The organism is Haemophilus sputorum CCUG 13788, assembly GCF_000238795.1.
Classification (GTDB): domain Bacteria; phylum Pseudomonadota; class Gammaproteobacteria; order Enterobacterales; family Pasteurellaceae; genus Haemophilus_A; species Haemophilus_A sputorum.
Genome location: NZ_AFNK01000006.1, coordinates 1 through 17,907, shown reverse-complemented (window position 1 = coordinate 17,907; position 17,907 = coordinate 1). Strand labels below are relative to the sequence as shown.

Annotated in this window: 19 protein-coding genes; 8 read left to right on the top strand and 11 right to left on the bottom strand. The window is 40.3% G+C overall.

Annotated elements, in window-relative coordinates; all coding sequences use genetic code 11:
- Positions 1–14 precede the first annotated feature (14 nt).
- Both dsbA and HSP_RS0101175 read left to right on the top strand, forming a co-directional pair.
- Positions 15–653, top strand: coding sequence for a thiol:disulfide interchange protein DsbA (gene dsbA, locus HSP_RS0101180; protein WP_007525832.1), 639 nt, complete (start codon positions 15–17; stop codon positions 651–653).
- 215 nt (positions 654–868) lie between these two features.
- Entirely contained in the window at positions 869–1,978 is a 1,110-nt protein-coding gene (locus HSP_RS0101175; RefSeq protein ID WP_007525806.1) for a Gfo/Idh/MocA family protein, read from the top strand.
- A 50-nt stretch (positions 1,979–2,028) separates the two neighbouring features.
- On the opposite strand, the gene HSP_RS0101170 is transcribed toward HSP_RS0101175, so the two are convergent.
- Genes HSP_RS0101170 through HSP_RS0101160 form a run of 3 tightly spaced genes read right to left on the bottom strand, consistent with a single transcriptional unit; the run spans position 2,029 to position 3,456 of the window.
- Positions 2,029–2,307, bottom strand: coding sequence for a hypothetical protein (locus tag HSP_RS0101170; protein ID WP_007525863.1), 279 nt, complete (start codon positions 2,305–2,307; stop codon positions 2,029–2,031).
- A gap of 53 nt (positions 2,308–2,360) precedes the next feature.
- Positions 2,361–2,825, bottom strand: coding sequence for an outer membrane lipoprotein (locus tag HSP_RS0101165; protein WP_010128210.1), 465 nt, complete (start codon positions 2,823–2,825; stop codon positions 2,361–2,363).
- 25 nt (positions 2,826–2,850) lie between these two features.
- On the bottom strand, positions 2,851–3,456 hold the full coding sequence (locus HSP_RS0101160; protein ID WP_010128209.1) for a VOC family protein: 606 nt from the start codon (positions 3,454–3,456) through the stop codon (positions 2,851–2,853).
- Between the two features lie 31 nt (positions 3,457–3,487).
- Here HSP_RS0101160 and argS point away from each other — a divergent pair, with 31 nt between their 5' ends.
- The 3 genes from argS to HSP_RS0101145 all read left to right on the top strand — a co-directional run bounded on the left by argS (position 3,488) and on the right by HSP_RS0101145 (position 7,584).
- Positions 3,488–5,215, top strand: coding sequence for an arginine--tRNA ligase (gene argS, locus HSP_RS0101155; RefSeq protein WP_010128208.1), 1,728 nt, complete (start codon positions 3,488–3,490; stop codon positions 5,213–5,215).
- Between the two features lie 143 nt (positions 5,216–5,358).
- A complete protein-coding gene (gene cgtA, locus HSP_RS0101150) occupies positions 5,359–6,534 on the top strand; it encodes an Obg family GTPase CgtA (protein ID WP_007525795.1) in 1,176 nt (391 codons plus the stop codon).
- Positions 6,535–6,618: 84 nt separating this feature from the next.
- Positions 6,619–7,584 (top strand): SEL1-like repeat protein, encoded by a 966-nt coding sequence (locus HSP_RS0101145; RefSeq protein WP_007525784.1) that lies wholly within the window; start codon positions 6,619–6,621, stop codon positions 7,582–7,584.
- Positions 7,585–7,729: 145 nt separating this feature from the next.
- Here HSP_RS0101145 and HSP_RS0101140 read toward each other — a convergent pair whose 3' ends face one another.
- The 7 genes from HSP_RS0101140 to napF form a co-directional block, all read right to left on the bottom strand.
- Positions 7,730–8,368, bottom strand: a complete 639-nt coding sequence (locus HSP_RS0101140) for a NapC/NirT family cytochrome c (RefSeq protein WP_007525868.1) — start codon at positions 8,366–8,368, stop codon at positions 7,730–7,732.
- A gap of 11 nt (positions 8,369–8,379) precedes the next feature.
- On the bottom strand, positions 8,380–8,808 hold the full coding sequence (locus HSP_RS0101135) for a nitrate reductase cytochrome c-type subunit (protein WP_007525873.1): 429 nt from the start codon (positions 8,806–8,808) through the stop codon (positions 8,380–8,382).
- A 21-nt stretch (positions 8,809–8,829) separates the two neighbouring features.
- Positions 8,830–9,720, bottom strand: coding sequence for a quinol dehydrogenase ferredoxin subunit NapH (napH, locus tag HSP_RS0101130; RefSeq protein WP_007525815.1), 891 nt, complete (start codon positions 9,718–9,720; stop codon positions 8,830–8,832).
- Positions 9,720–10,625 (bottom strand): ferredoxin-type protein NapG, encoded by a 906-nt coding sequence (napG, locus tag HSP_RS0101125; RefSeq protein ID WP_007525812.1) that lies wholly within the window; start codon positions 10,623–10,625, stop codon positions 9,720–9,722. The genes napH and napG overlap by 1 nt, the downstream gene beginning before the upstream one ends.
- Before the next feature lie 118 nt (positions 10,626–10,743).
- Positions 10,744–13,230: a nitrate reductase catalytic subunit NapA gene (napA, locus tag HSP_RS0101120; RefSeq protein ID WP_007525802.1), complete on the bottom strand. Its 2,487-nt coding sequence runs from the start codon at positions 13,228–13,230 to the stop codon at positions 10,744–10,746.
- Between the two features lie 127 nt (positions 13,231–13,357).
- Positions 13,358–13,621: a chaperone NapD gene (locus HSP_RS0101115; RefSeq protein WP_007525793.1), complete on the bottom strand. Its 264-nt coding sequence runs from the start codon at positions 13,619–13,621 to the stop codon at positions 13,358–13,360.
- Entirely contained in the window at positions 13,608–14,156 is a 549-nt protein-coding gene (napF, locus tag HSP_RS0101110) for a ferredoxin-type protein NapF (protein WP_007525882.1), read from the bottom strand. Before napF ends, HSP_RS0101115 begins: the two co-directional genes overlap by 14 nt.
- Before the next feature lie 207 nt (positions 14,157–14,363).
- On the opposite strand from napF, the gene HSP_RS0101105 reads away from it, so the two are divergent.
- Positions 14,364–14,936 carry an NAD(P)H-dependent oxidoreductase gene (locus HSP_RS0101105; RefSeq protein ID WP_007525859.1) on the top strand — a complete coding sequence of 191 codons (573 nt, stop codon included), beginning with the start codon at positions 14,364–14,366 and terminating at the stop codon, positions 14,934–14,936.
- Between the two features lie 76 nt (positions 14,937–15,012).
- Here the strand turns inward: HSP_RS0101105 and thrC are convergent, their stop codons facing one another.
- Positions 15,013–16,287, bottom strand: coding sequence for a threonine synthase (gene thrC / locus HSP_RS0101100; RefSeq protein ID WP_010128206.1), 1,275 nt, complete (start codon positions 16,285–16,287; stop codon positions 15,013–15,015).
- A gap of 123 nt (positions 16,288–16,410) precedes the next feature.
- On the opposite strand from thrC, the gene mgsA reads away from it, so the two are divergent.
- Positions 16,411–16,866 (top strand): methylglyoxal synthase, encoded by a 456-nt coding sequence (gene mgsA / locus HSP_RS0101095; protein WP_007525890.1) that lies wholly within the window; start codon positions 16,411–16,413, stop codon positions 16,864–16,866.
- A gap of 108 nt (positions 16,867–16,974) precedes the next feature.
- On the top strand, positions 16,975–17,844 hold the full coding sequence (locus HSP_RS0101090) for an NAD(P)-dependent oxidoreductase (protein ID WP_007525901.1): 870 nt from the start codon (positions 16,975–16,977) through the stop codon (positions 17,842–17,844).
- The last annotated feature ends 63 nt before the right edge of the window (positions 17,845–17,907 follow it).

Here is a 17,907-nt window from a genome sequence, read left to right as displayed (position 1 = left end):
TTTAAGGATCAACAATGAAAAAAATGATGTTAAAAACCACTTTTGTTGCACTTTCTGCTTTATTTGCATTCAGTGCTAATAGTCTTGCAGCTGAACCTGTTGAAGGCAAAGAGTATAAAGTGGTTAGCCAAGCGCCAAGTAGCCAAAAAGAAGTGGTTGAGCTTTTCTCTTTCTATTGTCCACACTGCTATGCTTTTGAGTTGCAATATAAAATTCCAAGCCAAATCAAAGAGAAATTACCGGCAGATGTGAAATTTACTCAATATCATGTGGATTTTTTAGGTCGCCAATCTGAAAACTTAACCCGTGCATGGGCATTTGCAATGGCAAAAGGCGTGGAAGACAACGTAAAAACAGCCTTATTTGAAGGCGCACAAAAAGATGCATTTAAATCTATGGATGACATCAAAGCGGTCTTCTTAGCAAATGGTGTAAGCGAAGCGGATTTTGACAGTGGTATCAATAGCTTTGCTGTTAATGGCTTAGTTAGCAAACAAACACAATATGCAGAGCGTTTTAAAGTGCGTGGTGTACCTGCATTCTTTATCAATGATAAATATGAAATTAATCTAGAAGGATTTAGCGATTCAACTTCTACCGGTGCATTTATTCAGCGTTATGTTGATGCCGTGACCTTCTTAACTAATAAATAATTGAAATCGTAATTTATGTTTAGCCCCTTAATGATGCCATTAAGGGGCTAATTTTTTTCAAGCGGTCGGATTTTTCTTAAGATTTGCAAATTCTTTTCTATATCCGCCGGCTTATCCTGCTATTTTTTGAAGTAGATCACAAAATCATAGATTCCTAATTGCATGATTAAACCTGGGGCTTATGATCTCTTTAAATAAAATAAGAGGAGTTTATTATGGTGAATTACGGTATTGTTGGCGTGGGCTATTTTGGCGCTGAACTTGCCCGCTTTATGAATGAAGAGCCAGATGCACATGTGTCTATGGTCTTTGATCCGGAAAATGGTCAAGCCATTGCTGAAGAATTACAATGTGATTGTGCGCAATCTTTGGAAGAATTAGTCAGCTCGCCGAAAGTGGATTGTGTCATTGTTGCAACACCTAATTATTTGCATAAAGAGCCTGTGCTTTTGGCAGCAAAAAATAAAAAACATGTTTTCTGTGAAAAACCTATTGCGCTGAGCTACCAAGACTGCGATGAAATGGTTCGCGCTTGTGATGAAAATGGCGTGATTTTTATGGCAGGACATGTGATGAATTTCTTTAATGGTGTGCGCCATGCTAAAGCGCTGATTAACGATGGCGTGATTGGACGAGTGCTTTATTGTCATGCAGCTCGAACAGGATGGGAAGAGGTTCAACCGAGCATTTCATGGAAAAAAATTAGAGAAAAATCTGGCGGGCATTTATACCATCATATTCATGAGTTAGATTGCGTGCAGTTCTTAATGGGGGGGATGCCAAAAACGGTTACGATGACGGCGGCGAATGTTGCTCACCAAAGTAAAGAATTCGGTGATGAAGACGATATGCTCTTTGTTACGATGGAATATGAGGATAACCGATTCGCGTTATTAGAATGGGGATCTGCATTCCGTTGGGGCGAGCATTATGTGTTAATTCAGGGGGAGAAAGGTGCTATTAAATTGGATATGTACAACACCAAAGGAACATTGCGCGTAGATGGCAAAGAAAGTTATTTTTTTGTGCATGAAAATCAAGAAGAAGATGACGATCGCACGCGTATTTATCACAGTAAAATGATGGATGGCGCAATCCAATATGGTAAACCAGGAAATCGCACGCCAATGTGGCTGAATTCGATTATGAAGAAAGAAATGAAATATCTAAATGATATTTTACATGGTATGAAACCAGATGCTGAATTTGCCCCACTCTTAACAGGTGAAGCGGCACGCGCTGCTATTGCTACAGCAGATGCTTGTACCCGTTCTCGTTATGAAAACCGAAAAGTGGAACTCGCAGAGATTTTACAAGCGAAATAAACGAATAAAAAACCCGATACTACGTATCGGGCTTTTTTATCAAGATTCAATTATTTGAATTCGTAACGACGAATTGTTTTTAAATCTTCATCTTGTTGGTGATTTTCATCAGCTACAACAACACGCGCACCTACTGTTGCGTGAGCATCGTATTCGCGAGTTAGTTTCATTTTTTCGCCATTATCTTTTTGCACAGTCAATTCAACTTTGTTGTCGCCTAAGTCTTTGCTGTCTAAGATAGTTGCGTTGCCTTTATCTGCATAGAAATCCGCAGTACAAGCACTTAAAACGATTGCTGAGAATACAGCTGCTAAAGAGAGTTTTTTCATCATGCATCCTTACACATAACATAATTTAAAATGAATTTTAATCTGCAAAGCGATTAAAGTAGAGAAACGTTAAGATCCGCGTTTGAACCGACAATTCTTACTCGTTTACCAGCAACAAAACCGTCTTCTTTCTTCTGAACGACTACGATTTCTTTACCGTCATCTTTGCGAATCACCATCTCTAAAGATGATACTTGATTCGCTTTTTCTTCGATTGTGCTACCAGCCATTGCACCTGCAATTGCGCCTACTGCGCTTGCAATCGCACGACCGGTACCACCACCAACTGTAGAACCAGCGATACCACCTAACACACCACCGCCAACGCTTCCAATGACGCCTGGGCTTTCTGCTTGGATTTTTACATCACGTACAGAAACGATGGTGCCGTAGCTAATAGAACGAGCTTCTTTTGCTTGTTGGCCTGAATAAACACTACCGCTATAAATGTCAGTTTGTGCACAACCTGCCATGACTAAGCTTAATAAAAGCGCTGTTGCTAATCCTAATTTTTTCATAATGTACTCCAAATAAAAGATTATGCTAGAAATGTGTCTCTGAAGAAATCACACTTTTTATATCATAAGGGTGGAGCTTCAGACAGACATTATAGCATAAAGTTTCTGCTTTCATACTAATCGCAACCGTAGGATTTGGCAAGATTTCGCCTGTAACTTCGGGTTGACTAATCTTTACATTCAATGACGGATGATTGTCTAGTTGATAGGTGGTCATCATCCTTGCTATCCAAGCCTCAACAGGTTCTTTTTCTAAAAATGGCACCACAACTTCAGAATGTTCCCAACCTTCAACAGGATAAATTTTACTTTTAGGAAAAGGCAGCTCGACAATTTTTACAAATTGTCCGCAAAATTTAACCGCTTGTTGTAGCTCAAATAGTCCTATTGGGCGGCCATTTACCTCGCTTTCTTTTAAAAGTGTGGCATTTTCTAATAACAAATCTCGCCACTCTAGCGCTGTTTCAACGGTGTTCATTCTCACGGCAAGATGATCAATTTGAAATTGTGATAAATCTAATCCAATGGTTTGGGTTATTTGCAAGATTTTCTGTTCGAATTGAGATAAATCGCCAAAACAAGCGGTCATTTTCTCGAAAAAATTTGCATTTTGAGGTATAATTTTGTCCATTTTTTGAATGTAAAATTGAATAGGTTAAAAAGTGAATATACAACAAATTTTATCAGATAAAATCAAGCAAGCAATGATTGCAGCAGGTGCCGATGAAAATGCAGAAGCTTTAGTTCGTCAATCTGGTAAGCCTGAATTTGGCGATTATCAAGCAAATGGTGCAATGGGCGCAGCTAAAAAATTAGGCATCAACCCACGTGAGTTTGCGCAGAAAATCTTAGATAACTTAAATTTAGATGGGATTGCCGAAAAATTAGAAATTGCAGGTCCAGGCTTTATCAACATTTTCTTATCGAAAGATTGGTTAGCTAATGGCGCAAACAGCGCATTACAAGCGGTCAATTTTGGGATTAAAACTGCAAATCCGCAAACTATCGTGGTGGATTATTCTTCTCCAAATGTGGCAAAAGAGATGCACGTTGGCCACTTGCGTTCAACCATTATTGGTGATGCGGTGGTGCGTACTTTAGAGTTCTTAGGCAATAACGTGATTCGTGCTAACCACGTTGGTGACTGGGGTACGCAGTTTGGTATGCTAATTGCTTACCTTGAAAAGATGGAAAATGAAAATGCCTCACAGCTTGAATTAAGTGATTTGGAAGCATTCTACCGTGCAGCCAAAGCGCATTACGATGAAGATGCAGCTTTTGCTGAAAAAGCGCGTGGTTATGTGGTGAAACTCCAAAGTGGTGATGAATATTGTCGTACCATGTGGAAAAAGTTAGTGGATATCACGATGCACCATAACCAAGAAAACTACGACCGCTTAAATGTAACCTTAACTGAAAAAGATGTGATGGGTGAAAGCCTTTACAATCCAATGTTGCCGGAAATTGTGGCTGATTTAAAAGCAAAAGGATTGGCCGTAGAAGATGATGGCGCTTTAGTAGTTTTCCTTTCTGAGTTCAAAAATAAAGATGGCGATCCAATGGGCGTTATCGTGCAGAAAAAAGATGGCGGTTTCTTATATACGACTACTGATGTGGCTGCAGCAAAATATCGTTATGAAACTTTAAAAGCAGATCGTGCTTTAGTATTTTCAGATAGCCGTCAAGCACAACACATGCAACAAGCTTGGTTAATTACCCGCAAAGCTGGTTATGTGCCTGATTCATTCAGCCTTGAACATCCGTTCTTTGGCATGATGTTAGGCAAAGATGGTAAACCATTTAAAACACGTTCAGGTGATACCGTAAAACTAAAAGATTTGCTAGACGAAGCGATTGAACGTGCAGATGCGTTAATTTCACAACGCAGCACTAACTTAACGGAAGAAGAGAAAGCGGCAGTAGTTGAAGCGGTTGCAATCGGGTCAGTGAAATATGCAGATTTGTCGAAAAACCGTACCACAGACTATGTGTTTGACTGGGATAATATGTTGAGCTTTGAGGGCAATACCGCGCCATATATGCAATATGCTTACACACGTATTCGTTCTGTATTTGCAAAAGCGGGGATTGATCCAAGTGCTTTAAGTGGTGAGATTATCTTAACAGAAGAGAAAGAGCGTGCATTAGCCATCAAATTATTACAATTTGAAGAAGCATTAAATAGCGTCGCAAAAGAAGGTATGCCACATATACTTTGCCAATATTTATATGAGTTAGCGGGTGCATTCTCAAGTTTCTATGAAGCTTGCCCAATGCTTAATGCAGAAGAAAAAGTGAAAAACAGCCGTTTACGTTTAAGTGATTTAACAGCAAGAACGCTCAAACAAGGTTTAGATCTACTGGGAATTAAAACCGTAGAAAAAATGTAACAAAAAGTTCCCCTCTTTTCTAAAGAGGGGGTAGGGGAGATTTCAGCGATCTCAATTTGCAAAAAATAGGTCAAAAAAGACCGCTTATCAAATCTCCCCCAGCCCCTCTTTTCTAAAGAGGGGAGCTAAAATAAGGAACAAAAATGAAATTTATTGATGAAGCCCTGATTCGTGTTGAAGCAGGTGATGGCGGTAATGGCTGTGTAAGCTTCCGCCGTGAAAAATATATCCCGAAAGGGGGCCCAGATGGTGGTGATGGTGGTGATGGTGGCGATGTTTATTTGATCGCAGATGAGAACCTAAATACCCTTATCGACTACCGTTTCGAAAAGCGCTATGCAGCAGGGCGTGGTGAGAATGGGCGTAGTGCAGGTTGTACGGGGCATCGTGGTAATGATATTACTTTACGCGTGCCAGTAGGAACTCGTGCGATTGATAACGACACCCAAGAGGTCATTGGCGATTTAACCAAGCATGGTATGAAAATGTTGGTGGCGAAAGGGGGATACCATGGTTTGGGGAATACCCGTTTTAAATCTTCTGTAAACCGTGCTCCTCGCCAAAAAACAAATGGCACACCAGGCGAAAAACGTGATTTATTACTTGAGTTAATGCTTTTGGCGGATGTTGGGATGCTAGGTTTACCGAATGCAGGGAAATCTACTTTTATTCGTAGCGTTTCTGCAGCTAAACCAAAAGTGGCAGATTATCCATTTACTACATTGGTGCCAAGTTTAGGTGTGGCACGTGTAGGCGCTGATCGCAGCTTTGTGGTGGCGGATATTCCGGGGTTAATTGAAGGGGCAGCAGAAGGTGCAGGTTTGGGGATTCGTTTCCTTAAACACTTAGAGCGTTGCCGTGTGTTAATTCACTTGGTTGATATTATGCCAATTGATGAAAGTGACCCAGCGCATAACATTAGCGTGATTGAGTCTGAGCTTTATCAATATAGCGAAAAACTTTCTGAAAAGCCGACTTGGTTAGTTTTCAATAAAATTGATACCATCGGCGAAGAAGAGGCTCAAGCTCGTGCAAAAGAGATTGCAGAGCAAATTGGTTGGGAAGACGATTACTATCTGATTTCTGCGGCCACTGGGCAAAATGTACAACAGCTCACCCGAGATATTATGGACTTTATCGAAGCTAACCCACGTGAAGTGGAAGAAGAAAATAAAGAATCTGATGAAGTTAAATTCAAATGGGATGATTATCATCAAGAAGCAATGCAAAATCCAATTGAAGAAGATGATTGGGACGATTTCGATGATGATTGGTCGGAAGAAGACGAAGAAGGCGTTGAGTTTGTTTATACTCGATAATTGCAAATCGTAAAAAGAATGAGACCGCTTGTTGTAAGAGACAAGCGGTCTTTTATATATAATATAATCACTCTGGATCATTATATGAAATTGACAAAAACACTATTTACTACCTTTTTAGGGGCTTCTATTTTTGCTTTTCCTTCGGCTACATGGGCAAATACGGTAGAGGAGCAATTTCAACAAGGTTTGGCTGCTGCTGAAAAAGGAAATCATCAAACCGCTTTCCAATTTTGGAAACCTTTAGCAGAGCAAGGATATGCCAGCGCCCAGTTTAATTTGGGCGTAATCTATGATCATGAGCAAGGTGTAGAACAGGATTATATTGAGGCGGCAAAATGGTACCGAAAAGCAGCAGAGCAAGGACATAGAGATGCTCAGTTTTATTTAGGTGTGATGTATTCAAGAGGAGAGGGCGTAAAACAGGACTATCTTGAGGAGATAAAATGGTATCGAAAAGCAGCAGAGCAAGGGCATATAGACGCCCAGTTTAATTTGGGTGTGATGTATTCAAAGGGAGAGGGGGTAAAACAGGATGATATTGAGGCGGTAAAATGGTACCGAAAAGCAGCAGAGCAGGGGCATAAGAATGCCCAGTATAATTTGGGTGTGATGTATTATGATGGACGAGGTGTAAAACAGGATTATCTTGAGGCGGCAAAATGGTATCGAAAAGCAGCTGATCAAGGGCATATAAATGCTCTGTTTAATTTGGGCGTGATATATTATGATGGACGAGGTGTAAAACAGGATTATCTTGAGACGGCAAAATGGTACCGAAAAGCAGCAGAGCAAGGACATAGAGATGCCCAATTTAATTTGGGTGTGATGTATTCAAAGGGAGAGGGTGTAAAACAGGATTATTTTGAGGCAGCAAAATGGTACCGAAAAGCAGCAGAGCAAGGATATGCAAGCGCCCAGTATAATTTGGGTGTGATGTATGCAAATGGATATGGTGTTCCTCAGGATAAAAATTTAGCTAAAGAATGGATTCTTAAGGCTTGCGTGAATCATTATCAAAAAGCCTGTGAAGTGATTACAATTAAATAAGAAAATTGTAAAAAATTGCATGAAAAAGACCGCTTGTATTTTTTGACAAGCGATCTTTTTTCATCTTTAAAATACTAATAACAAATATTTTTAGGCTTAAATAAAAACGGTTCAAACTAAGTAGTTTGAACCGTTTGTTTAGAGATTATTTTGCATCTTTGTTTTCAGCAGGTTTTTCATTTGCTTTTAACATATCCGCTGGAATAAAGCTTTGTTGTACTTTTTCCATGTGTGGAAGGTTATGCGCAATACCTTTGTGACAATCGATACAGGTTTTGTTTTGTTCCTGTGCAAGTGCGTGCATTTGTTGTGCCACAGTTTTTTGTTGGGTAAAGTCCATATCATTGAAGTTATGGCAGTTACGGCACTCTTGTGAGTTATTCGCTTTCATACGCGCCCATTCGCGTTCTGCCATTTCTAAACGATGTTTTTCAAATTTCTCTTTAGTATCTACTTTACCTGTAAAGTGAGCATAAACTTCAGTCGATGCCTGCATTTTACGAATCATTTTTGGTACGAATTCGTGTGGAACGTGGCAGTCTGAACAAATTGCTTTTACACCTGAACGGTTGCTAAAGTGGATTGAGGCTTGGTACTCAGGTACAACATCGTTAGTATGACAGTCTGAACAGAATTGCTCAGTATTAGTTGTGGCCATTCCTACATTAAATAGGTTGGTTCCAACGATAGTCCCAATGATAGTTAATAAAATAACCCCACCAATTGCCATTTTGCTCGGAGAGCGTAACCAACGGCAAACTTTTTGAATGCTTGATTTAATCATGGTTTTGCTCCTTATTTACCTTGCGTTTGACGAATTGTATCGAATTTATTTTGAATAATTGGGTTCACATCTGCTTGTTGAACGTGGCATTGTAAGCAGAAATAACGACGAGGTGAGGTACCATCAGTTTTTTGTCCATCACGAGTTAAGAAATGGCTCTCTGGAACACGTGGTGCACCCGTTGTTGGTGCAACATCCGGAGAGTGGCAACCTAAACATTGGTTCACATTTTTAGTCACTTGTAAACCACGAATACTGTGTGGAACTAGTGGGGGTTGGTTAGGGAAAGTCACAGGAATATTACCGACATCTTTATAAGGATTCGTAAATGCTGGTGCAACACTTTCCGCTGTTTTATCAATACTGTTCGCAACTTGCGGTGCATCGGCAAATGCCAATCCACTGCATAAAGCTAGCATGAAAATAAATGATTTTTTCATGAAATCCACTCCATTAAATAATTAAATATTTTTAATTTTAATCTGTTTCTCAAAACGAGAACCAAAGGTAAATACATTTTCAGCGCAGACGTCAATACAACGCCCACAGGTAATGCAATCTTTCGCTAGTACAATTTGGCTATCTTCCGGACCACCATGCAATGGAATACGCAACACTTGCGGTTCAGGGCAAACGTTATAGCAGTCCATACAGCGGTCACATCGGTTACGATCGACAACATTAATTTTAACTAGGCTTTTAGCACCAATAACGCCATACATTGCACCAATTGGGCAAAGATGACCACACCAGCCGTGTTCGGCAACAAGCAAGTCAAATAAGAAGATAACAGCAACCAACCAGAGTGTTGCGCCTAGGCCATAGACAAAAACACGTCCAAGTGCTGCAACAGGGTTTATCCACTCCCATAAGAGAGTGCCAGTCATTGCACTACCGACTAAAATCACCGCTAAAATCACATAGCGAAGTTGGCGTGAAATTTTTAATGATTGTCTAATACCTAATTTTCTACGTAACCAAGCTGCAGCATCCGTTACCATATTCATTGGACAAACCCAACTACAGAAGGCTTTACTTGCAACGACTGCGTAGAATATCGCAATAATTAAGGCACCAATAATCGTTGAGATTTCTGGTAAGTAACCTGTCGCTAAACTTTCTGCGGTAATCAATGGATCCGTTAATGGCACGACATCCAAAAGCATACTGGCGCTGTAATTGCCTTTTAGAATCCAAACTTGCCAAATCGGGCCACTTAAGAACATTAAAATAATACTTAATTGACTGATTCGACGTAGAATTAAAAAGCGATAAGCATGCCACCAACCGAGTTTTTGGCGAGCTTCTAAGCCTGCATCTTTTGGCTTATTCGGGGTATATTTTTCAGCCATTATTTAACCCCCTTAATATTTAAGTCCAGATTTGGGAATTGCTCTGCTTCCGGAACTGTTGTTGGATTTGGTACATAATCCATTGTTGCACGATTCGGTGTTGCCACTTTTTGGTTCGGTTGAACCTGCATTGGTTGATAAACCGGCTCATGTAAGCCTTCCGGCATACGGGCATCCATTGCTGGACGTAAGCCATCCGGATGTTGTTCCTCAATTAAGGATTTTCCGGCATTTTGTTTTTCTTTCCAACCTAAGCGGTAGTGACGACCGAGTAAGCCTTTGGCGATATCCATCGGTAAGACTTTAATTGCCGCTTCTTCTAATACGCAAGCTTGTTCGCATTTACCGCATCCGGTGCAAGCATCGGAGTGAACAGTTGGAATAAGCTTCGCATGAATACCTGTACGATCATTATGAATACGTTCAAGTGTAATCGCTTTATCTACTAATGGACAAACGCGGTAACACACATCACAACGCAACCCCTGCCAGTTAAGGCAAGTTTCATGGTCTAGCAATACGGCTAATCCCATTCTTGCATCATTGATATCTTTAAGTTCTTCACTTAATGCGCCACTTGGACAAGCATTCATACAAGGAATATCAGGACACATTTCGCAAGGTTTATCCCGTGCGATAAAATAAGGTGTACCTGCTTCCATTGGAGAAATTAGCGAGGCTAGATACAACATATCATATGGACACGCTTGGACACACTGTCCGCAGCGGGTACAAGCTGCCAAGAAATCCTTTTCTGGTAAAGCACCAGGTGGACGTAAAGCAATCCCCTCTTTGGCTTTAGCTTGTTGTTGCTGTAGGCCAAGAATTACACCAGCTCCACATACTCCGACGGCTGTTCTTGTCACATTTTTTAAAAACTGACGACGGTTAGGATCAAGTTTCATCTGCGTTTCCTTCTATAAGCGGTCTAGTTTTGTCAAAACTTTGCAAAATTTGACCGCTTTTGTTTTAAATTCCTCTCTTTGTTTAAAGAGAGGAGTGACTAGAAACGAAAGGGAAAATTTACGCTTTCACCACTTTAACCGCACATTTTTTGAAGTCGGTTTCGCCAGAGATTGGGTCGGTTGCATCCAATGTTAATTTGTTAGCAAGCTGACCTGCATCAAAGAAGGTGGTGTAAATTAAGCCTTGAGGGCATTTGTTACGACCACGGGTATCTAAGTAAGTGATCATTTCACCACGACGAGTGATTAATTTCACTTTATCCCCATGACGTAAGCCATATTTTTTCGCATCAGCTGGGTGCATCCAAACTAAGTTGTTCGGGAACGCACGGTGTAACTCAGGTACACGACGCGTCATGGTACCGGTATGCCAGTGTTCAAGAACACGACCAGTACATAACCATAATGGATATTCCTCATCTGGTGATTCTGCTGGTGCTTCATAAGGTACACCTAGAATAATCGCTTTTTTATCTGGATAGCCGTAGAACGCAACATCTTCGCCTGCTTTAACATACGGGTCAAAGCCTTCACGGTAACGCCATAAGGTTTCTTTACCGTCAACAACCGGCCAGCGTAAGCCACGTACTTGGTGGTAAGTATCGAATGGTGCTAAGTCATGGCCATGACCACGTCCGAAGTCAGCGTATTCTTCGAATAAACCTTTTTGTAAGTAGTAACCAAAGTGATCAGCTTCATCATTGATGTATCCCGGAACATCGGTTGGTACTTTATATTTGTTTACTTCACCATTTTCGTAAAGCACTTCATATAAAGTTTTGCCACGATATTCAGGCATTTGAGCTAATAATTCTTCACCCCATACTTCATCAGTTTTGAAGTATTTAGAGAATTCAACAATTTGCCATAAGTCCGAACGAGACTCACCTGGGCCTTTCACTTGTTGACGCCATAATTGGGTACGACGTTCTGCGTTACCATAGCCTCCTTCTTTTTCTACCCACATACAAGTTGGAAGAATTAAGTCAGCAGCTACTGCAGAAACAGATGGGTAAGGGTCTGAAACAACGATGAAGTTTTCAGGGTTACGCCAGCCAGGGAAAATTTCTTCGTTAATATTCGGACCACCTTGCATATTGTTCGTACAAAGTTGCCATAAGAAGTTTAATTTACCGTCTTTTAAGGCACGGCTTTGTTGTACCGCTGGATAGCCAGGTACAGTTGGAATCGTACCTTTTGGTAATTTCCATTTTTTCTCTGTAATTTCAACGTGTTTAGGATTGGTTACCACCATGTCCGCTGGTAAACGGTGAACGAAAGTACCTACTTCACGCGCTGTACCACAAGCTGAAGGTTGACCAGTTAATGAGAACGGACCACAACCTGGTTTAGAAATTTTACCGGTTAATAAGTGTACGTTATAGATCATGTGGTTAACCCATACACCACGAGTGTGTTGGTTAAAGCCCATTGTCCAGTAAGACACTAAGTTCTGTTCTGGATCTGCATACATTTTAGCGAGGGTTTCAAGCTGATCTTTTGGTACACCAGAAATACGGTGTGCTTCATCTAATGTATAAGGTGCAACGATTTTCTTGAATTCTTCGAAGTCAGAATCGTGCATTTTACCTGCGGTTTTACGGTTTTTCGCTGCAACTTCAAGTGGGTGTTCTGGGCGTAAACCATAACCAATATCGGTTTCACCACGTTTGAATTTAGTGTGTTTATTAACGAAGTCCCAGTTTACTTTATCGTTTTGGATAATATAGTTTGCAATGTAGTTAAGAATTGCAAGGTCTGAATGTGGATTAAACACAATAGGCACATCAGCTAATTCAAACGAACGGTGTTCGAATGTTGACATAACTACCACTTTCACATTATCAGAAGAAAGACGACGGTCAGAAATACGAGACCATAAAATTGGGTGCATCTCCGCCATGTTTGAACCCCAAAGCACAAACGCATCGGTTTTCTCGATATCGTTATAGCAACCCATTGGTTCATCCATACCGAATGTACGCATAAACGCCACCGCTGCAGATGCCATACAGTGACGAGCATTTGGGTCGATAGTATTGGAACGGAAACCAGCTTTCCAAAGTTTTACTTTTGCATAGCCTTCATAGATAGTGGTTTGACCGGAAGAGAACATCCCTACAGCATTTGGTTCTTTTTTCTTTAGGATATCTTTGATTTTTTCCGCCATGATAGTGAAAGCTTGATCCCAAGAAACCGGTGTAAAGTCACCCTCTTTATGGAATTTACCATCTTTCATACGTAATAACGGAGTTTGTACACGGTCTGCACCGTACATAATTTTAGAAAGGAAGTAACCTTTGATACAGTTTAAACCGCGGTTTACCTCTGCATCCGGGTCACCTTGGGTGGCAACAACACGACCGTCTTTGGTACCTACCAATACGCTACATCCTGTACCACAGAAACGGCATGGGGCTTTATCCCATTTAATGCCCATATCTTCTGCTGCATGAACCTCTTTAACAGGGATAGTCATGCCAGCCGCCGCAGCTGCTGCAAGCGCAGCATTGGCTTTCATAAAATCTCTACGATTAAGTTCCATAGTTTTTCCCACACAGTTGTTAAATTTTAATAGTGCTTGTTAATTTCATCCAAAAGACACAAGCGGTCAATTTTGCAATCAATCTTATTATAGTGCCTAAGTGTTTAAAATTCACTCACACTACGATTTATTTTTCATCTAAATAATTTGAAATTAAAGACACGACAATTACGCCTGGGATATCTTTAATCTCATCCATCAAATCAGCTAAAGCTAACTGACGATTACTTTCAAGGGTAACCACCAATTTGCCTTCATCAGACTTTTCGCCATGAATTTCAGCCGATGGAATGGCTAAAATAGCTGCTTTGACTTGGCTGAGTTTTTCTGGTCTGGCTTGCACGATAATGCTACAAACATACCAGTTTTCTTTTTCGTTAAATTGACTCATTGTTATTGACTTCAAAATTAATAATTCTAATCGCTTTAGTTGGGCAGATGTTTAAACATGCCCCGCAACCATTACAAGCGGTTAAATCCAGTTGTAGGGTTGCAATCCCGCCTAATGTCGGTCGAAAACGAATAGCCCGTTCAGGGCAGTAATCTCCACAAGAACGACATTCAATCCGCTGTTTCAGTAAGCATTGATCTAAGATTTCAATTTTATGTAACCAAGCTGGTTCATCGAGTGAGAGAAAAACGTCTTCAGGACAAGCCTTAACGCATTCGGTACAAAAGGTACACTCTCCGCGAGTAAAATCGATTTCAGGGTAGCCCCCAATACCTTGCTTGATAATCTTGGTCTCACAAACTTCAACACAACGTCCACAAGCGGTACATTTTTCAAGAAAATTTGCTAAATTTGCCCAAGGTGGACGAATAGCTTGGTGACCTTGTAAAGTTACTTGTTCGCTTTTTAGCGTGTTAAGAAATTGTCCACGTAAAAAACCGCGACGAGAAAGCGACGGACCAGTGTTTTCAGACAAGTTTCGCCTCTTTCAACAGCAAGTAAAAATGGTATGGAATTATCTCTGTTTTTGTTGTTTACTTAATCACTCAAACGGGGTATTTGTGACAATATTTGCACTTTAATTGATAGGTATCAAGGTATTGTGGCAAAATGGTGATAGACTCTTACTCTTTTTTAATATGATCGTAACAAACATTTAACATTATTATAATAAGGCAATAACATGAACCATTTAATTATTTATGCACATCCTAATGCGCAGAGTTTTAACCACGCGATTTTAGAAAGCATTATCGCAGCAAGTAAAGGGCATGAAGTTCATGTGCGTAACTTATTTGAACTCAATTTTAACCCAATTTTAGATTGGCAAGAAGCATTGGAGACTTTCAGTGGAAAGTTAGCAGCAGATGTGGCTATTGAACAAAGTTTTTGGAAACAAGCTGATCTCATTACGTTGATTTATCCCCTTTGGTGGATGGGTTTTCCAGCGATTTTAAAAGGCTATTTAGACCGTGTTTTAACGTATGGATTTGCCTATGAAAATGGAGAAAATGAAACAATAGGTCTGCTTAAAGGAAAGAGAATTCAACAATTTGTGACTATGGGCAATAGCAATCAAAAATATGCCGAAAAAGGTTTTTTACAATCGCTTGATCACACGTTAGGTAATGGATTATTTAATTTTTGTGGTATGGAAGCCGATATGCATTTTTTAGGCGCAGTTGGCTTAAAAACGACAGACTATGAAGCGTTGTTGAATCAAGTGAAACAGGCTTGTCTGACAAACTTAAAGTAGTTGCAAAAGATTGATTAAATTTGACCGCTTGTCGGTATGAAAATAGCCCCAATGTTGGGGCTATTTTTATTTTAGATTATTTTAAAAGATAAGCACGTAATTGCGCGAAGTCGTTATCCATTTCATCAGATAACAATGGCAATTTATTGTGTTTATCTAATGCTTCAGGCAGTGGTAAATCTAACGCTAAAATGCGTTCAACCGACTCTTTGAATTTTGCCGGATGTGCTGTGCAAAGGAAAATACCTGTTTCACCTGCTTGAAGTTGGTCTTTTAACACTTGATAAGCGATCGCACCATGCGGTTCGCATAAATAGTTTTCAGCATACATTGCTTTTAAGGTTGCTTCAGTTTCTGCATCGCTGAGCGCATCTGAACCTAACTCACTTAATGCCCAACCGTTATGTTTAAATAATTCTTCTACACGTGGCCAGTTGTTTGGACGGCTTACATCCATCGCATTTGAAAGCGTCGCAACAGTCGCATTTGGTGACCATTCGCCTGATTTTAAATAACGTGGTACGGTGTCATTTGCGTTGGTTGAAGCGATAAAACGTTTAATTGGTAAACCTAATGTTTTCGCAATTAACCCCGCAGTTAAGTTACCGAAGTTACCACTTGGAACTGACACAACAACCTCTGAACGTTTTTCTTTTGGTAACTGTGCAAATGCCTCGAAGTAGTAGCAGATTTGCGCTAATAAACGGCTGATATTGATAGAGTTGGCTGAGTTTAAACCAATCGCTTGACGTAATTGGGCATCATCGAAAGCTTGTTTCACTAATGCTTGGCACGCATCAAAGTCACCATTGATTGCCACAGTGCGAATGTTGCCACCTAATGTACAGAACAATTTTTCTTGAAGCGGGCTGATTTTACCTTTCGGATACAAAATCACGACATTGATATTTTCTAGACCATAGAAGGCATGCGCAACAGCTGCGCCGGTATCGCCAGAGGTAGCAGTTAAAATGGTAATTTTGCCATCGCCACGCACAGCACTTAATGCTTGTGCCATAAAACGGCCACCGAAATCTTTAAATGCTAATGTTGGGCCGTGGAATAATTCTAATGCATAAATACTATCAGAGACTTGCGCAAGTGGTGCTGGGAACGTAAACGCATTTTTTACCATGCTATTTAAAGTTGCTTCTGGAATTTCTTCACCGATAATTGCAGAAAGAATTTTCTGGCTGCGTTCAACTAATGGTAGCGCAAGTAGTTCATCAATGTTATTTAATTTAGGTAAAACTTCAGGAAAGAATAAGCCTTGATCTTTCCCTAAACCTTGACGCACGGCTTGGGCGAAGTTTACTTGCTCTTCAGGATGTTTGATGTTGTATAAGTTCATGAAAATGGAATCCTTTATCTTAGAGTAAAATCTGCTTGATTGTAGCTATTCCCTTTAATTAGTCAATGCAACATCTGCAAATAAGCGGTATGATTTGCTTAAAATTTTGCAAAAGGAGGCTATATGCAAACGACAATTCGGGTCATTCCAAATCAAAAACAAATCGCGCTTGTGGCTCACGACCACTGTAAACAAACTTTATTGGATTGGGTGAAAAAACACCAAGATGCGCTTTCTCAACATCAGCTTTATGCAACGGGTACAACAGGGCATTTGCTTGCACGCGAAACGGGTTTAGCAATTACGCCATTATTAAGCGGCCCAATGGGCGGAGACCAACAGCTTGGTGGGTTAATTGCGGAAAAGAAAATTGATGTGCTCATTTTCTTTTGGGATCCGATGAATGCGGCACCGCACGATCCAGATGTAAAAGCGTTAATGAGAATTGCAACAGTCTGGAATATTCCCGTTGCAATTACGCCAAGTACAGCAGATTGCCTATTGGCTTCATCGCTTTTTGATCAGCCAATTGAGGTAGAAATTCCAGATTATGAAGGTTATTTAGCTTCACGCTTATAATTTGTTAAATAAATGTGAAATTTAATTGCTTTTGTGATCTGCTTCACGGCATTTCTGAAAGAAAATCGCTAAACTAGTGGCATTTTTAAACGACATTGAGGCGTGAATATGCAAACATTTAATACAAAAAAAGTAGGTTGGGTCGGTTTAGGACAAATGGGCTCACCAATGGTAGGTCATTTGCTCCACGCTGGTTTTGAGGTGGAAGTTTATAACCGCAGCCCTGAAAAGGCACAAGCGGTAGTAGAAAAAGGTGCGCTATTAGCACCGAACGTAGAAACAGTTGCGCAAAATAACGATGTTCTTTTTCTGATGGTCTCTGATTATCCAGCGATTGAAAGCTTATTAACACTGGCAGTACTTGCGGCATTAAAAGGCAAAGTGGTTGTGAATATGTCTACCGTTTCGCCAACGCAGAATCAATTGATTGAAACACAGCTAAAATCACACCAAGTACATTTTATTGAAGCGCCAGTTTCTGGCTCAAGTAAAGTTGCAGAAGCTGGTAAATTATTAGTACTCGGTGCAGGTGATAAAGCCATTTTTGACCAACTTGTGCCCCTTTTTAACGCATTTAGTAGCAAAGTTTATCATTACGGAGAAGTGGGCAAAGCGGGCGGTGTGAAATTAGCCGTAAATGCATTATTGGGTATCTTTAATGAAGCCTATGCAGAAGCGCTGGTTTTTGCTGAGCAATTTGGTATCAATCAAGCTGATATTATTGACACCATTGCCAATGGCGCCATGAATTCACCAATGTTCCAAAGCAAAATTGCGATGTATGAAAGTGGAGAATTCCCGCCAGTCTTTATGCTAAAACACATTACTAAGGACTTAAACTTGGCTGTGGATGAATTAGAAAAAGCTAACAAACGTTCGCCACTGATTGAAAAAGCTGCGAAAACGTTTAGTGAAGCGAACCAAACAGCGTTAAGTCAGCAAGATTTAGCGAGCATCTATACTTACTTAAAAAAATAAAATCAATAATTTGTTGGGAGACAAATATAAAAAAAGCGTTGCCGTTTAACACGACAACGCTTT

What these genes read in the sequence shown, in the direction of transcription:
- napG (WP_007525812.1), bottom strand. Translation starts at nt 10,625, where the DNA reads ATGAAACTTGATCCTAACCGTCGTCAGTTTTTAAAAAATGTGACAAGA.
- HSP_RS0101105 (WP_007525859.1), top strand. Translation starts at nt 14,364, where the DNA reads ATGAACCATTTAATTATTTATGCACATCCTAATGCGCAGAGTTTTAAC.
- HSP_RS0101160 (WP_010128209.1), bottom strand. Translation starts at nt 3,456, where the DNA reads ATGGACAAAATTATACCTCAAAATGCAAATTTTTTCGAGAAAATGACC.
- HSP_RS0101145 (WP_007525784.1), top strand. Translation starts at nt 6,619, where the DNA reads ATGAAATTGACAAAAACACTATTTACTACCTTTTTAGGGGCTTCTATT.
- HSP_RS0101115 (WP_007525793.1), bottom strand. Translation starts at nt 13,621, where the DNA reads ATGAGTCAATTTAACGAAAAAGAAAACTGGTATGTTTGTAGCATTATC.
- HSP_RS0101135 (WP_007525873.1), bottom strand. Translation starts at nt 8,808, where the DNA reads ATGAAAAAATCATTTATTTTCATGCTAGCTTTATGCAGTGGATTGGCA.
- napA (WP_007525802.1), bottom strand. Translation starts at nt 13,230, where the DNA reads ATGGAACTTAATCGTAGAGATTTTATGAAAGCCAATGCTGCGCTTGCA.
- HSP_RS0101175 (WP_007525806.1), top strand. Translation starts at nt 869, where the DNA reads ATGGTGAATTACGGTATTGTTGGCGTGGGCTATTTTGGCGCTGAACTT.
- HSP_RS0101170 (WP_007525863.1), bottom strand. Translation starts at nt 2,307, where the DNA reads ATGAAAAAACTCTCTTTAGCAGCTGTATTCTCAGCAATCGTTTTAAGT.
- dsbA (WP_007525832.1), top strand. Translation starts at nt 15, where the DNA reads ATGAAAAAAATGATGTTAAAAACCACTTTTGTTGCACTTTCTGCTTTA.
- mgsA (WP_007525890.1), top strand. Translation starts at nt 16,411, where the DNA reads ATGCAAACGACAATTCGGGTCATTCCAAATCAAAAACAAATCGCGCTT.
- HSP_RS0101165 (WP_010128210.1), bottom strand. Translation starts at nt 2,825, where the DNA reads ATGAAAAAATTAGGATTAGCAACAGCGCTTTTATTAAGCTTAGTCATG.
- thrC (WP_010128206.1), bottom strand. Translation starts at nt 16,287, where the DNA reads ATGAACTTATACAACATCAAACATCCTGAAGAGCAAGTAAACTTCGCC.
- cgtA (WP_007525795.1), top strand. Translation starts at nt 5,359, where the DNA reads ATGAAATTTATTGATGAAGCCCTGATTCGTGTTGAAGCAGGTGATGGC.
- HSP_RS0101090 (WP_007525901.1), top strand. Translation starts at nt 16,975, where the DNA reads ATGCAAACATTTAATACAAAAAAAGTAGGTTGGGTCGGTTTAGGACAA.
- HSP_RS0101140 (WP_007525868.1), bottom strand. Translation starts at nt 8,368, where the DNA reads ATGATTAAATCAAGCATTCAAAAAGTTTGCCGTTGGTTACGCTCTCCG.
- napH (WP_007525815.1), bottom strand. Translation starts at nt 9,720, where the DNA reads ATGGCTGAAAAATATACCCCGAATAAGCCAAAAGATGCAGGCTTAGAA.